We start from the raw sequence: 14,891 nt of genomic DNA, 5'->3' as shown, positions 1-14,891 counted from the left end.
AAACTCTAGATTTTTTATTGCATAAAACCTACTTAAATTGCATTTGTAAAAAACAACAATTTAATTTATAATAGAAGTGCTTTTGATAAATTGGAGGATTTTATTATGGAGATACGACAAGATATTACTTATAATTTCGACTTTTTAGGAATGCAGGATCCTTTCCGTTTAAAAAATATGGAAACAGCTCTAAAGAGAATAATTAAAGCAGTAAATGAAAGAGAAAAAATTGTTATATATGGAAATTGTGACTTGGATGGAGTAACTGCTGTTTCTCTGTTGTTTCTCGTATTGAAATATTTAAATGCAGATGTAGAGTATTTTATTTCAGATGATATGGATGATAAGCTTAATATAAATTCTAGATTGATAAAAAACCACATAAAATTCTTGGGAGCCAAACTTATATTGACTACTGGATGTGGAAGTCAATCAATATCCCAGGTAGAATTATGCAAAAAACTTGGCATGGATGTCATAGTTACGGATTATCATAAATATAAGGGAGTGCTTCCTAGAGCTGTTGTTATAAATCCAAATCAGAGAAGCTGTAATTATCCTTTTAAGGATTTAACAGCAGTAGGAATTGCATTTAAGCTTTCTCAGGCTATATCTGTGTATTACCAAATGAAATCTGTAAGTAAATATCTGGATTTGGTTTTGCTTGGAACACTTTCAAAGGGAATCAGGGTAACTGGAGAAAACAAGGAGATAGTGGACCAGGGATTATACCATTTGAATTACACTAATAATTATGGATTTAGAGCACTATTAAAAGTTTATGGAATTAAAAATATAAACAGAGATAGTATATTTAAACTTTCAAATAATATGAGATTATCTACTAAAAATAAGAGATATATAGATAATGCCAGAATAGCAGTTGAACTTTTTATAACTGAAAATATGGACAGGGCAGAACAAATAGCCAAATACTTGAAAAATGAAATTTTGGATTAGTAATTTTTAGGAGTTTGTGATAATGTATTATGATGTAGTAATTTATTTGAGTTGTTGGAGGGGTATTAGTGGATTTAAAAGATAAAATAAGAGTGATAGAAGGTTTCCCTAAAGAAGGTATAAGCTTTAAGGACGTCACAACCATTCTTAAAGACAAGCAAGCTTTCAGATATGCCGTAGATAAAATTGCAGAAAATTTAAAAAACAAGGACATTGATCTAGTAGTAGGACCTGAGGCAAGGGGATTTTTATTTGGTGCACCTGTAGCATATGCAATAGATGCAGGTTTTGTTCCTGTAAGAAAGGCTGGAAAACTTCCATGTGATACTCTAAAGACAAGTTATGATTTAGAATATGGAAATGATGCACTTGAAATACATAAAGATGCTATAACACCTGGTACAAGAGTGGCTATAGTAGACGATCTATTGGCAACGGGTGGAACTCTAAAGTCTGTCATTAAGTTGGTAGAACAGCTTGGAGGAGATGTTGTAGCAGCAAATTTTGTTATAGAATTAACTGATTTAAAGGGAAGAAAAGAATTGGATAATTATGATGTATTTTCACTAATTCAATATAATATATAACTTTAAATTGAAAGTTAATAGAGTATATAATATAATAATAGTAAAAAATAATGGCTGGTTTATTGAACCAGCCATTGGTTTTAGGGAGTATACATATGCTGGAAAAACTTATAAAAAAAATTGATAAAAATTGTACTAATATAGACAAAGATATGGTTAAAAAGGCATACCAGTTTGCAGATAAGGCCCATAAAAAGCAAAAAAGGGAATCTGGAGATCCGTATATAATGCATCCTGTAGAAGTTGCATGTATATTGGCGGATATGGGTATGGATACCAGCACAATAGTAGCGGGTCTTCTTCATGATGTAGTAGAAGATACGAATTTTACTCATGATGACATAACTAGAGAGTTTAGTGCTGAAGTTGCAAATCTAGTAGAAGGAGTAACTAAACTTGGAAGGCTTGAATATAAAACTAGAAAAGAGCAGCAGGCAGATAATGTAAGGAAGATGCTTCTGGCCATGGCTAAAGATATAAGGGTTATACTTATAAAATTAGCTGATAGACTGCATAATATGAGAACATTAAAATATATGCCGGTGGAAAAGCAAAAAGAAAAATCCAAAGAAACCCTTGATATATATGCTCCCTTGGCTCATAGGCTTGGTATATCTAAAGTTAAGTGGGAATTGGAAGATCTGTCCCTTAGATACTTGAACCCAAATGAGTACTATTTTATAGTTAGAAAAATTGCAGAAAAAAGAGGCGAAAGGGAAAAACATATAGAACAGATAATACATGAATTGAAGGAAAATCTTGATGATGCAGGGATAGATTCAGATATTGCTGGACGCCCAAAGCATTTTTATAGTATATATAGAAAAATGGTAAATAAGAACAAGACGATAGATCAGATATTTGATCTTACTGCAGTAAGGGTTCTGGTAGATACAGTTAAGGATTGTTATGCAGCACTTGGAATAGCTCATACTATGTATAAGCCAATCCCTGGCAGATTTAAGGACTATATAGCAATGCCAAAACCCAACATGTATCAATCACTTCATTCTACCGTAATAGGTCCACAGGGAAAGCCTTTTGAAATTCAAATAAGAACTTTTGAAATGCATAAAACTGCTGAGTATGGTATAGCTGCCCATTGGAAGTACAAAGAGGGAGTAAGTACCGAAGATACGATTGATAAGAAGTTAACATGGATTAGAGAGATGCTTGATTGGCAGACCCAGACATCTGACGCAGATGAATTTATGGAAGGCTTTAAGATAGATTTATTTTCAGATGAAGTATTTGTGTTCACCCCACAGGGTAATGTTATAAATTTACCTTATGAAGCTACCCCAATAGATTTCGCATATAAGATACATACGGACATAGGAAATAATTGTGCTGGAGCCAAAGTAAATGGAAAGATGGTACCTCTTGATTATAAGTTGAAAACTGGAGAAATAGTAGAAATATCTGTTTCAAGTGTTCCTAAAGGACCTAGTATTGATTGGCTTAATGTAGTAAAGAGCAATCAAGCCAAGAGTAAGATAAAATCCTGGTTTAAAAAAGCCAGGAAGGAAGAAAATATATTAAAGGGAAAAGAATTGCTTGAAAAAGAAACTAAAAAACATGGTTATAATTTGGGAGATATAACTAAAGAAGATGGTATTACAGCAATATTAAAGAAATACAATATGAATTCTATAGAGGATTTATATGCTGCAATTGGTATAGGTGTTGTTAATTTACCCACTATAGTATCTAAATTAACAGATATTCATGAAGCAATGGTAAAGAAAAACATAACGGACTGGAGAGTCATACAGGATCAATTCAACAAGAACAGTAACAGGCAAGTTAGAAACAAGAAGAAATCTCCGGGAATAATAGTGAAAGGTGAGACTAATGTTCTTGTTAGGTTTGCCCAATGCTGTAATCCCGTACCAGGAGATTCTATTTTAGGGTACATAACTAAAGGTAGAGGCGTATCTATACATAGATATGATTGTAAAAACTTAGAACACCTTTTAAAGAACAAGGAAAATAAGCTGATAGAGGTAAGTTGGGGAAGACCTAAGGGTGAAGAATATATCACTGAAATACAGATTAAAAGTGAGGATAGACCTGGTCTTCTAGCTGATTCTATGGAAGTAGTAAGTAATAGTAAAACGTCTCTGTATGCTGTAGATGCCAAGCCTTCTAAAAATGGTATAGCTATTATAACTATGAAACTAAAAATAACCGATATAAATGATCTTAAAGATGTTATAAAGAAACTCAGAAAAATGAGTGGAACAATAGAAGTTTACAGAACAAATAGTTAGGGGTGGTATATATGCGAGCAGTTGTTCAGAGAGTTAAAAATTCAAAAGTACAGGTTGATGGCAATATTATAGGACAGATTGATGCCGGTTTGAATGTACTCTTGGGAATATCAAAAGAGGATAATGTTTCTGATATAGAATACTTAAAAGATAAAATAATAAATTTGAGAATATTTGAAGATGATCATGGTAAATTAAATAAATCACTTATGGATGTAGGCGGCGAACTTCTTTTAATATCGCAGTTTACTTTATATGGAGACTGTAGAAAAGGAAGAAGACCCAGCTTTGTAGAAGCTCTGTCAGGAGATAAATCGGAGAAATTATATGATGAATTTGTAAAGCAGTGTAAATCTGCAGTAAAAAAAGTTGAAACAGGAAAATTTGGGGCAGATATGCTTGTCTCAATAGAAAATGATGGACCAGTTACTATACTTTTAGATAGCAAAAAGAATTTTTGATGGACTTTAATTAGGGAGGTTTTATTATGAAAATAAAGAGATTGTCATTAGGAGATTATGCTGCCAACTGCTATATAGTTTTAGATACTGACTCAAATGAATGTGCTGTAATTGATCCTGGTGCAGATAGTAGTATTATTAAAAAGACTTTAGATGATATGAATATTCACAATATAAAATTTATATTATTGACACATGGTCATGCTGACCATACACAGGCTGCAGCAGACATAAAGAATATATACAATGCGCCAATATATATAAATCAAGAGGATTATAAAATGATGGAGTCCGGTTCTTTTATGTATGGAAATATACATAAGGATATAGATAAATTCATTAAAGATGGAGATATACTTGCACTTGGAAATATAAATATAAAGGTTATACATACCCCTGGACATACTCCAGGAGGGGTTAGCTTCTTGATAGGTAATGTATTATTTACAGGAGATACACTGTTTGCCGGCAGTATAGGAAGGACAGATATGCTTGGAGGAAATTTCAAAACTTTAATTGATAGTATAAAGGGCAAACTTATGAAATTGTCAGACGATACTATAGTATTGCCTGGACATCAGGGTAAAAGTTCCATAGGCAATGAGAGAGAGAATAATCCTTTTTTATAAATAGATAAAATTTGAAAAACTATTGTATGAAATATATAATAGTTTATGTTGCTTTTTACATAAATTTAATTAGAGAGGAAGTAAATATTTATGGCTATTCAAGCGCCTAAAGGTACTAAAGATGTACTGCCTGGAGAGGTATACAAATGGCAATACTTAGAAAATAAATTCAGAAAAATAGCGGCGTCTTATGGACATAGAGAGATAAGAACTCCTGTGTTTGAATATACTGAATTATTTCAAAGAGGAGTTGGAGAAACTACAGATGTAGTTCAAAAGGAAATGTATACTTTTGAGGATAAGGCGGGTAGGAGTATTACTTTGAAACCAGAAGGAACTTCACCAGCTGTAAGAGCCTTTGTTCAAGGCAATTTGTACAATGAAGTTCAACCTACAAAATTATTTTATTTTACTCCAGCGCTTCGTTATGAAAATGTTCAAAAAGGGAGACTTAGAGAACATCATCAATTTGGAGTAGAGGTTTTTGGTGCACCAGGCCCATCTATTGATGCAGAGGTAATAAGTCTTGCCATGAGAGTATATAAAGAATTTGGAATTAAAGATGTTGAATTAAATATAAACAGTATAGGATGTGCAAAATGTAGAAAGGAGTACAATAATGCACTTAAAGAGTATCTATCTGACAGATATGATGAATTATGTGATACATGCAAGAATAGGTTTGATAGAAATCCTATGAGAATACTGGATTGTAAGATAGATGGGAAGAAAGATATAGTTAAGAATGCACCTAAAATATTGGATTATCTATGTGATGATTGCAAGGAACATTTTGAAGGGCTCAAAAAATATTTAGATGCTCTTGGTATAGAGTTTAAAATAAATCCACTTATTGTAAGGGGACTTGACTATTATACAAAAACTGTATTTGAAATAATAAATAATGATATAACAATATGTGCAGGTGGAAGGTATGATTATCTCATAGAAGAAGTAGGGGGACCCGAACTTCCAGCCATGGGTTTTGGTATGGGAATAGAGAGAACGTTACTTACTCTTAAAGAAAATGGTATAAAAATACCTGAAAAGCCTTACATAGATTTGTACATAGGCGCCCTTGGAAATGATGCAAAGCTTGCATCTCTTAAGTTGGCAAATACACTAAGAGAAGAAGGCTTGAGATGTGAATGTGACCATACAAACAGAAGTGTTAAAGCTGAAATGAAGTATGCCAATAAAATAAATGCAAAATTTACAGTTATACTTGGAGAAAATGAGTTGGATACATGTTCTGCAAAGTTTAAGAGAATGGATGATGGACAGCAATTTGAGTTAAAATTAGATGATTTAAATGGAATATGCAATTTGATAGGATAGTTGTGCTTTACAATATAAATAATGGGAGTTGAAAATAATGGGAGAATCTTTGAAAGGACTTAAAAGAACTTCTATGTGCGGTGTTTTAAAAGAAGAGAACATAGGAAATGAATTTACAGTAATGGGCTGGGTCCAGAGAAAGAGAAATCTTGGAGGACTTATATTTATAGATTTAAGAGACAGGACTGGAATAGTTCAGGCAGTATTTGGAGAAAAAATAAACCAGGAGGCATTTGAAAAAGCAGATAATGTTAAATCTGAGTACTGTATTGCAGTTAAGGGTACATTGGTAAAAAGACAATCTGTAAACAATGAGATACCTACAGGAATGGTTGAATTAAAGGGTGAATACATAAAAGTATTTTCTGAATCTGAAACGCCTCCTATATATATAAAGGAAAATTTAGATGCTGCTGAAAATATAAGATTGAAATATAGATATTTGGATTTAAGAAGACCTGATATGCAAAGAATATTTAAGATAAGACATAAAACAGCAAAAGTTATAAGAGATTTTATGGATAAAGAAGGTTTTCTTGAGATGGAGACTCCAATTCTTACAAAGAGTACTCCAGAAGGTGCTAGAGATTATCTTGTTCCAAGTAGAAATTTCCCAGGAAAATTTTATGCATTGCCACAATCTCCACAGCTGTTCAAACAACTTTTGATGGTATCCGGGTATGATAGGTATTTTCAAATTGCAAAATGTTTCAGAGATGAGGATTTGAGAGCCAACAGACAGCCGGAATTTACTCAGGTTGATATGGAGCTTTCATTTGTGGAGGAAGACGACATAATAGAATTAAATGAAAGACTTATTAAGAAAATATTTAAGGAAATAGTAGGAGTAGATGTAAAACTTCCTATAGCTAGAATGCCTTATAAAGTTGCAATGGAGAAATACGGAAGTGACAAACCGGATCTTAGATTTGGAATGGAGATAAATGACATAACAGATATTGTAAGTGACATGGACTTCAGAGTCTTTAAAGGTGCAATTGAATCAGGTGGTTCAGTTAGAGCTATAAAAGTTGAAAATTGTGCTAAAATGGGAAGAAAACAGATAGATAAATTAGTTGAATTTGTGAAAGACTATGGAGCTAAAGGACTTGTTTGGATAGCGAATAGAGATGATGGAATAAAGTCATCCATATCAAAATTCCTAAAACAGGATAAAATTGATGCCATATTTGAAAAACTTAATGCTAAAGTTGGAGATCTTATTCTAATAGCTGCAGACAAAAATAAGATAGTATTCCAAAGTTTAGGTGCTCTTAGAGTCCATATGGCAAAGGAGACCGGGATACTTTCCGACAATCATGAATTTAAGTTTGTATGGATAACTGAGTTCCCTTTGCTTTCCTATAATGAAGATGAGAAAAGATATCAGGCAGAACATCATCCTTTTACTATGCCAATGGATGAAGACATACAGTATTTAGAAAGTGATCCGGGTAGAGTTAGAGCAAAGGCCTATGATATAGTATTGAATGGTGAAGAATTAGGTGGAGGTAGTATAAGAATACATGATACCGAACTTCAGCAAAAGATGTTTGAAATCCTTGGATTTACTGATGAATCTGCATGGGAGAGATTTGGATTCCTGCTTCAGGCATTTAAGTTTGGACCACCACCACATGGAGGTCTTGCTTATGGATTCGACAGAATGATAATGTTTTTGGCAGATACTGAAAATATAAAAGATGTAATAACTTTTCCAAAGAATCAAAATGCATTTTGTCCTATGTCAGAAGCACCAAATGTAGTGGATGACATACAATTACAAGAACTTAACATAGATGTAAAACATAAGTAAAACAACATTGCTAATTATGGATAAACTAAAAAAAATGTAGTATAATATATATATAAGTAAATCCTGCTGTGTGCGCAGATTGAGTTCATATTGACCGAACATATTGAAAAAGGGAACCTATCTCTTTTTGTGAAATGAGATCCAATTATATATTGGAAACAGGAAGCAGAAAGGCGGTGCCCACCTGCTTGAGAGCGGGTTCAAATAACTCAATCCTACGGCATGGTGGGTTTTATTTATAATATTCAAGTATTTTAAAGTTTGATTTCGAGATCTCTTATAGATTCTTCAATCTCTGATTTTGTAATTCCACCTTTAGTCAATAATAAATCTTGTTGTGACAAAAGTTTTTTATAAAAATTCAATGTTTCATGTACAATTTGATTGTCGTAATTATTCTCCTCCAATATCTCATAAGCTATATTATCGGCCTTATCAAATTTATTTTCCATTGCATAATAGTCACGTATTTTTATTTGTAGCGAAGTGGGTAGTTTATATTCAATAACACTATTTATTATATTTGGTATGTCGGAAAAATATTTTTTTAAAGTGCAGATATCATTTTCAGCACTATAAGTATCTAAAAATATATTCAAAGATTTTTGATTTATGTAGAATGAGTCATCTAATTTATTCTGAATTTCTAATATTCTAGCCTCTTCTTCAAAAAGTTTAGCCATCATTATACATTTGTCAGCACTTGCTTTCCCATTTGTACTTGTCATGTCTACCAAGTTTTCATTTGAAAGTGAATTGAAAAATTTTATTCCCAATTTAAATATATCCTTAAATGCAGAGTCTATTATTGCCAGTGATTTATCGTAGTCATTATTGTTTTTTTCAATTTCCAATTTATTTAAGTAATTAATAAAATTCTCTGCTAATTCATTTGTAATATCACGTTTTAACATTTTAGTACCTCACTTGTTTTAATATTTATTATATATTATACAGTAAATTTATTGTATATAGTTATAATTTATTATATAAAATATAAATAATTGAACATGGTATTGAATATGGATATTTATTATGATATCATTATAAATATAACATATAGTTTTTAAAACTATGTAATGAAACATGATTAATTGATATATAAGGAAGTGGTTTGTTTGGAAGGAAATTTAGGTTTTTACACAAGAAAAGAGGAAATTGCAAATGTAATAACTCATGCAGTGGGAACAATTTTATCAGTTGCAGCACTAGTTCTTTTGATTGCATTTGCACATCATAAAGGAGATAAATGGTATGTAATAAGTTATACTATATATGGCATATCTCTTTTGATATTGTATTTGGAATCAACACTGTATCACAGTATGATAAATATAAAGATAAAAAAATTATTTAGAATATTTGATCATGCTTCCATTTATTTATTGATAGCCGGTACGTATACTCCATTTACGCTTACAGTGTTGAGGCCAACAATAGGTTGGTACATTTTCGGAATAATATGGGCACTTGCTATTATAGGTATAATAATGAAAGTATTTTGGACAGGAAAATTCAATGTACTTTCTACTGTAATATATATTGTAATGGGATGGCTTATAGTCTTTGCAATGAAAAGACTTTTGATGCTTCTGCCAACTGCTGGTATAGTGTTGTTGTTTGCAGGAGGTATAATATATACTGGAGGAGCAATGCTCTATTTATCCGACAGAATACCATATAATCATGCTATATGGCATTTGTTTGTAATGGGTGGTAGTGTGTGCCACTTTTTGTGTATACTTCTCTATCTCTTTCCAAATGGACATATCTAAATAAAAGATAAATATTTAAGAACTGCCTCAATTTAAGAAGGAATTATTTTGAGGCAGTTTTTTGTGTGCATTGTTAAAATATAAAAATTAGTATATACTAGTGTATATACAGTAAACCAGTATAAATATTTTTCAGAGGTGTAGATATGAACAATATATCTTTAATAAATGAAATAAACAGATTAAAAATAGAAAAAGATGCCTGTATACTGGCACATAACTATCAATTGCCGGAAGTTCAGGATATAGCAGATATAGTAGGAGATTCTTTTGCTCTCAGCAGAGCTGCTGCAAATATGGACAAGAAAGTTATAGTATTTTGTGGGGTAAAATTCATGGCTGAAAGTGCAAAAATTTTGTCACCGGACAAGATTGTGCTTTTACCTGCAAAATATGCAGGATGTCCACTTGCAGATTCTATAGATAGGAAACAGCTTGAAAGAGAAAAGAGAAAGTATCCAGATGCAAAAGTTGTATGTTATGTTAATTCTTCAACAGAGGTTAAAGCTATAAGTGATATATGTTGTACTTCTTCAAATGCTGTTAAAGTTGTAGAAAATATAGATGCCGATCAGGTGATTTTTGTACCAGATCAAAATCTTGCGTCTTATGTTGGGGAAAAAGTTGATAATAAAGAGATAATACCATGGGCAGGTCACTGTATTACTCATGCCAGAATAACAATGGATGATGTATTTAAAGCTAAAGAGGAGCATCTATATGCTGAAATGTTAGTCCATCCTGAAGTTTCTGAAGAAATAAGAGAGAGTGCGGATTTTGTAGGAAGTACTTCTCAAATAATTGACTATGCTAAAAATTCCACCAGTAAAGAATTTATAATAGGTACTGAAATTGGTGTACTGCATAAGATGAAAAATGATAATCCGGAGAAAGAGTTTTATTTGCTTAGTAAAAGATTAGTGTGTGAGAATATGAAGATGACAACACTTGAAGATGTATATAATGCACTGACGAATATGGAAAATGAGATATTTATTCCTGAAGATACAAGGATTCAGGCATTGGGTTCTCTTGAAAAAATGCTCTGTGTTCAATAATCCATTAGAATGGAAGGCGGTATAATTGAGAAGATATTTAGTAAATTATAATAAAAATTTTGAAATTGAAAGGGAATATGACATAGTTATAATAGGTGCCGGTATAGCAGGACTTTATATGGCATTGATGCTCCCCAAAAATTTAAAAATAGCAGTGTTCAGTAAAAAAGATATATATGATTCAGATTCCTGCCTTGCACAAGGAGGGATTGCGGCAAGTATAGAAGATGATGATAGATTGCTGCATATAAAGGATACTATAAATGCAGGCTGCTATATAAATGATTTGGACGCTGTAAAGATACTTGTAGATGAATCACAGATTGCCATTGATAAATTAGTTGAGTTGGGAGTGGATTTTGACAGAAATTCCAAAGGGGATTTTTATAGATCTCTGGAGGCAAATCATTCTTTCCCAAGAATTCTTCATGTAAATGGAGATGCTACAGGCAAGGGCATAATGGATGCTCTTATAAATCAGGTTAAAAATGCAAAAAATATAGATGTTATAAGCGATATTTTTGCAATAGATATTGTAGATAATAACAATAAATGTACAGGAGTAACTGCATATTATAATAAAAAATTTGTGTATTTCAAGACTAAATTTTGCATTATTGCATCAGGAGGAATTGGACAGCTATTTTCAAAAACTACAAATGTAGATGTACTTACAGGGGATGGCATTGCAATGGCCAATAGAGCAGGAGCTGTGTTGGAAAACATGGAATATGTACAATTTCATCCTACCTCATTTTTCTGTAATAATGTTAAGAAAAGAATGTTTTTGATATCAGAAGCAGTAAGAGGAGAAGGAGCAGTACTTAGAAATATTTATAAAGACGCTTTTATGAAGGACTATGATTCAAGAAAAGATATGGCTCCACGAGATATTGTTGCAAGAGCAATTAAAGATCAGATGGATAAGTTTAAATCAGAATATGTATATTTGGATGCTACTATGTACAGTAAAAATTTTTTACAACATAGATTTAAAACTATCTATAGTAAATGTAAAGATTCCGGAGTAGAAATAGATGAGGAATATATTCCAGTAACTCCCGCCCAACATTATTTTATGGGAGGAATAAAGGTGGATTTGTATAGCAGAACCAACATTGAAAATTTATATGCAGTTGGAGAATGCTCATGTACAGGAGTTCATGGAGCTAACAGACTTGCAAGCAATTCACTTATGGAGGCAGTAGTTTTTGGCAGAAGAGCAGCTCTTGATATTTCAGAGAAAATAAAAAATTACAAATATGAAGAAAAGGATGATTTCTGCATCAATGCTATAGAAGATAAATATTTATGTATAGATAATAATAAAAAAATTGAATTTCAGATTATAAAGAATCACTTGAAAGAATTAATGGAGCAGAATGTTGGAATAATTAGAAATGTTGATAAACTGGATTATTCAATAAAATATGTAGATAGTAAAATAGATGAATTAGAAAATTTGAAATTTGACAGTATGGATTATATGGAAATATATAATATGTATCAAGTGGCCCATTCCATTATTTCCGCTGCCCTGCAGAGTAAAACATCAATAGGCAGCAATTATGTTGAAGAATACTGTAGAAATTTGGTCAAATAAATCTGGAGGGTTTGAATTTGAATTATTTAATAGTTGATGAATTTATTAAAAATGCTCTTATAGAAGATATAAATTATGGAGATATTACCACAGATACTTTATTTAAAGGAAGTGAAATTTCAAGGGCAAGATTTATTGCCAAAGAGCCTGGAATTACAGCTGGAATTGAAATAGCAAAGAGAGTATTTCATACTTTAGATAAAAATATAGTATTTAAAAACAGTTTGAAAGATGGAAATACGGTAAAATTGGGAGATACAATTGCAGAAATAGAGGGCAATTCAAAATCCATATTAAAAGGTGAGAGAGTTGCACTTAATATAATTCAGAGAATGTGTGGAATAGCCACTAAAACTAATAACATAGTTAATCTTGTAAAAGATTATGGTGTTAAAATAGTTGACACTAGAAAAACTCTACCGGGTTTTAGAATACTGGACAAGTATTCTGTAACTGTAGGAGGAGGATATAACCATAGATTGAATTTATCAGACTATGCAATGATCAAAGACAATCATATAAAAGCAGTTGGATCTATAAAAAAAGCAGTTGAAATAATAAAAGAGAAGCTGCCTTTTACGACTAAAATCGAAGTTGAAGTGGAAAATTTATCTCAACTTAAAGAGGCCGTATGTACCGAAGCTGATGTAATAATGTTGGACAATATGGACTTAGAAACCATGAAGAAGGCAGTGGGGTTTGTCAATAAAGGATTTATCTTGGAAGCATCGGGGAATGTAAATGAGGAAAATGTTCAAGCTATTGCATCTACAGGAGTTGATTTGATATCTATAGGTAATTTGACTCATTCAGTAAAGGCTATGGATATTAGCTTGAAATTTATATGAATTTTATAAGGCATTTTATAAAAGGCCGTTGGATTTTCAACGGCCTTTTGAATTAATTTACAGATATTTTTTTCTTGTCAATAAGGGATATCAATAGAAATACTATGAGGCATACAATCCATTCCATAAATATTACATGAGGAAATATTCTAATATTAGGTACTAATTCCCATAAAAATAAAACTATTATACCAGCTAGAGTTGTAAAAAATGCTGAACTTTTTCTACATAATTTAGGTATAAATATTGTAAATAAAAATACAATTGTAAATGCTGTACATAGACTTAAACCAACTGATATGGTTTTTAATATACCTGACATGGATAGAGCCAATACAAAGGTCAATGCACCAAGCAATATTACAAACAATTTTGTCATTATGGTATATTTCTTATTTTCCATTTTAGGATTTATAAGCTTTACGTATATGTCATGGGTAAACAATGTAGATGCTCCAAGCAGCAAGTTACAAGCTGTTGATACATCCGCTGCCCAAAGAGCTGCAAGAGTTATACCGGCTGCAACAGGATTTAAGGACAATATCATTTTAGGTAGTGCCATAGTTGCATTTAAATCCGGAAAGGCAGTTTTGGAAGCTATACCTATTATGGCACACAGAAATCCTATTGGAATCATAAGCAAGCCGCCGATTATAAAACTTCTCCTGGCTATTTTTGGAGTCTTAGCTGCAAAAGTCAGTTGTACAGGACCTTGCATGGACATTACCTGTGTAGTCATAACTAAAATCCAACTTAAAATTATCCATATGCCAGTACCTTTTACAACACTAAAATAAGGGATATTATGTGGAAGCTCCATTTTTATATTGCTTATTCCACCTCTTGAAACTACAGCTAATATTGTACACAATATAATTCCTATATATTTTAATGGAACATTGAATAAATTACATAATCCAGCAGACCACATTCCACCTATAAAAGTTATACCTACAAATACGCAGGCACTTACTATCATACCGGTTTTTAATGTAAATATACCCGGTAATAGTGCTGATAAAATAGCTCCTCCTGCGATGTATTGCAGAGATACAACTACAATAAGAATTATTATCTGACATATAACGCAAATAAATCTTCCTTTCTCATCATAGAATTTACCAAAGAGTTCAGGTACAGTAGATACTTTGAATTCCCTGTATTTGCCGGCTACAGCTATTCCCATGACTATGGCGGCAATACCCCAGGCTACACTGTACCAACCTGCGGACAGGCCTACTTCATAAGCTTGTTCAGCAACACCTATAGTTGAAGCACCGCCTATTGCCATTCCTATAAGTGAACAGGTTACAAGTGGAGTTGTAAGCTGCCTTGCAGCCAATGTATAGCTTTCACTGCTTTTTGATGCTTTTTTCCTTGCAATAAGGCTTATTGCGAAGAGCATTAATATATATAAAATAATTATTATTAAAGATATATTCATTTTATAATCTCCCTTAAAATTTTATAGTTAATAGTGCATTGAAAAACAAAAAACGCCCCCCTGGCCAAGGGACGATTTAATCGTGGTACCACCCTAGTT

Annotated in this window: 13 protein-coding genes and 1 other RNA gene; 12 read left to right on the top strand and 2 right to left on the bottom strand. The window is 32.1% G+C overall.

What is annotated here, in order from left to right:
• Positions 1–105 precede the first annotated feature (105 nt).
• The 8 genes from KM800_RS02695 (at position 106) to ssrS (ending at position 8,300) form a co-directional block, all read left to right on the top strand.
• Positions 106–960, top strand: coding sequence for a DHH family phosphoesterase (locus KM800_RS02695; protein WP_217811689.1), 855 nt, complete (start codon positions 106–108; stop codon positions 958–960).
• Between the two features lie 68 nt (positions 961–1,028).
• Positions 1,029–1,547, top strand: coding sequence for an adenine phosphoribosyltransferase (locus KM800_RS02690; protein ID WP_217811688.1), 519 nt, complete (start codon positions 1,029–1,031; stop codon positions 1,545–1,547).
• A gap of 95 nt (positions 1,548–1,642) precedes the next feature.
• Positions 1,643–3,820, top strand: coding sequence for a RelA/SpoT family protein (locus tag KM800_RS02685; RefSeq protein WP_217811687.1), 2,178 nt, complete (start codon positions 1,643–1,645; stop codon positions 3,818–3,820).
• 11 nt (positions 3,821–3,831) lie between these two features.
• Positions 3,832–4,281, top strand: coding sequence for a D-aminoacyl-tRNA deacylase (gene dtd, locus KM800_RS02680; RefSeq protein WP_217811686.1), 450 nt, complete (start codon positions 3,832–3,834; stop codon positions 4,279–4,281).
• A gap of 26 nt (positions 4,282–4,307) precedes the next feature.
• Positions 4,308–4,910 (top strand): MBL fold metallo-hydrolase, encoded by a 603-nt coding sequence (locus tag KM800_RS02675; protein ID WP_217811685.1) that lies wholly within the window; start codon positions 4,308–4,310, stop codon positions 4,908–4,910.
• A 90-nt stretch (positions 4,911–5,000) separates the two neighbouring features.
• Entirely contained in the window at positions 5,001–6,248 is a 1,248-nt protein-coding gene (gene hisS, locus KM800_RS02670) for a histidine--tRNA ligase (protein ID WP_217811684.1), read from the top strand.
• Positions 6,249–6,285: 37 nt separating this feature from the next.
• On the top strand, positions 6,286–8,064 hold the full coding sequence (aspS, locus tag KM800_RS02665) for an aspartate--tRNA ligase (protein WP_217811683.1): 1,779 nt from the start codon (positions 6,286–6,288) through the stop codon (positions 8,062–8,064).
• A gap of 57 nt (positions 8,065–8,121) precedes the next feature.
• A non-coding RNA gene (gene ssrS / locus KM800_RS02660) (6S RNA) lies at positions 8,122–8,300 on the top strand.
• Positions 8,301–8,318: 18 nt separating this feature from the next.
• Here ssrS and KM800_RS02655 read toward each other — a convergent pair.
• Positions 8,319–8,978 carry a DUF6483 family protein gene (locus tag KM800_RS02655; RefSeq protein WP_217811682.1) on the bottom strand — a complete coding sequence of 220 codons (660 nt, stop codon included), beginning with the start codon at positions 8,976–8,978 and terminating at the stop codon, positions 8,319–8,321.
• A gap of 204 nt (positions 8,979–9,182) precedes the next feature.
• Between KM800_RS02655 and trhA the strand changes: the two genes are divergently transcribed.
• From trhA to nadC, 4 genes are all read left to right on the top strand, one after another.
• Positions 9,183–9,839, top strand: coding sequence for a PAQR family membrane homeostasis protein TrhA (trhA, locus tag KM800_RS02650; RefSeq protein WP_217811681.1), 657 nt, complete (start codon positions 9,183–9,185; stop codon positions 9,837–9,839).
• Between the two features lie 146 nt (positions 9,840–9,985).
• Positions 9,986–10,897, top strand: a complete 912-nt coding sequence (gene nadA / locus KM800_RS02645) for a quinolinate synthase NadA (protein ID WP_217811680.1) — start codon at positions 9,986–9,988, stop codon at positions 10,895–10,897.
• A gap of 25 nt (positions 10,898–10,922) precedes the next feature.
• Positions 10,923–12,500: an L-aspartate oxidase gene (gene nadB, locus KM800_RS02640; protein WP_217811679.1), complete on the top strand. Its 1,578-nt coding sequence runs from the start codon at positions 10,923–10,925 to the stop codon at positions 12,498–12,500.
• Positions 12,501–12,517: 17 nt separating this feature from the next.
• Positions 12,518–13,348 (top strand): carboxylating nicotinate-nucleotide diphosphorylase, encoded by an 831-nt coding sequence (gene nadC / locus KM800_RS02635; RefSeq protein ID WP_217811678.1) that lies wholly within the window; start codon positions 12,518–12,520, stop codon positions 13,346–13,348.
• A gap of 52 nt (positions 13,349–13,400) precedes the next feature.
• On the opposite strand, the gene KM800_RS02630 is transcribed toward nadC, so the two are convergent.
• Positions 13,401–14,792: a sodium:solute symporter family protein gene (locus KM800_RS02630; RefSeq protein WP_217811677.1), complete on the bottom strand. Its 1,392-nt coding sequence runs from the start codon at positions 14,790–14,792 to the stop codon at positions 13,401–13,403.
• Positions 14,793–14,891: the final 99 nt, after the last annotated feature.

It is taken from the genome of Clostridium tyrobutyricum (assembly GCF_019144085.1).
GTDB classification, from domain to species: Bacteria; Bacillota; Clostridia; order Clostridiales; family Clostridiaceae; genus Clostridium_B; species Clostridium_B tyrobutyricum_A.
The sequence above is the reverse complement of the archived record's forward strand: the minus strand, read 5'-3'. Positions and strand labels throughout refer to the sequence as shown.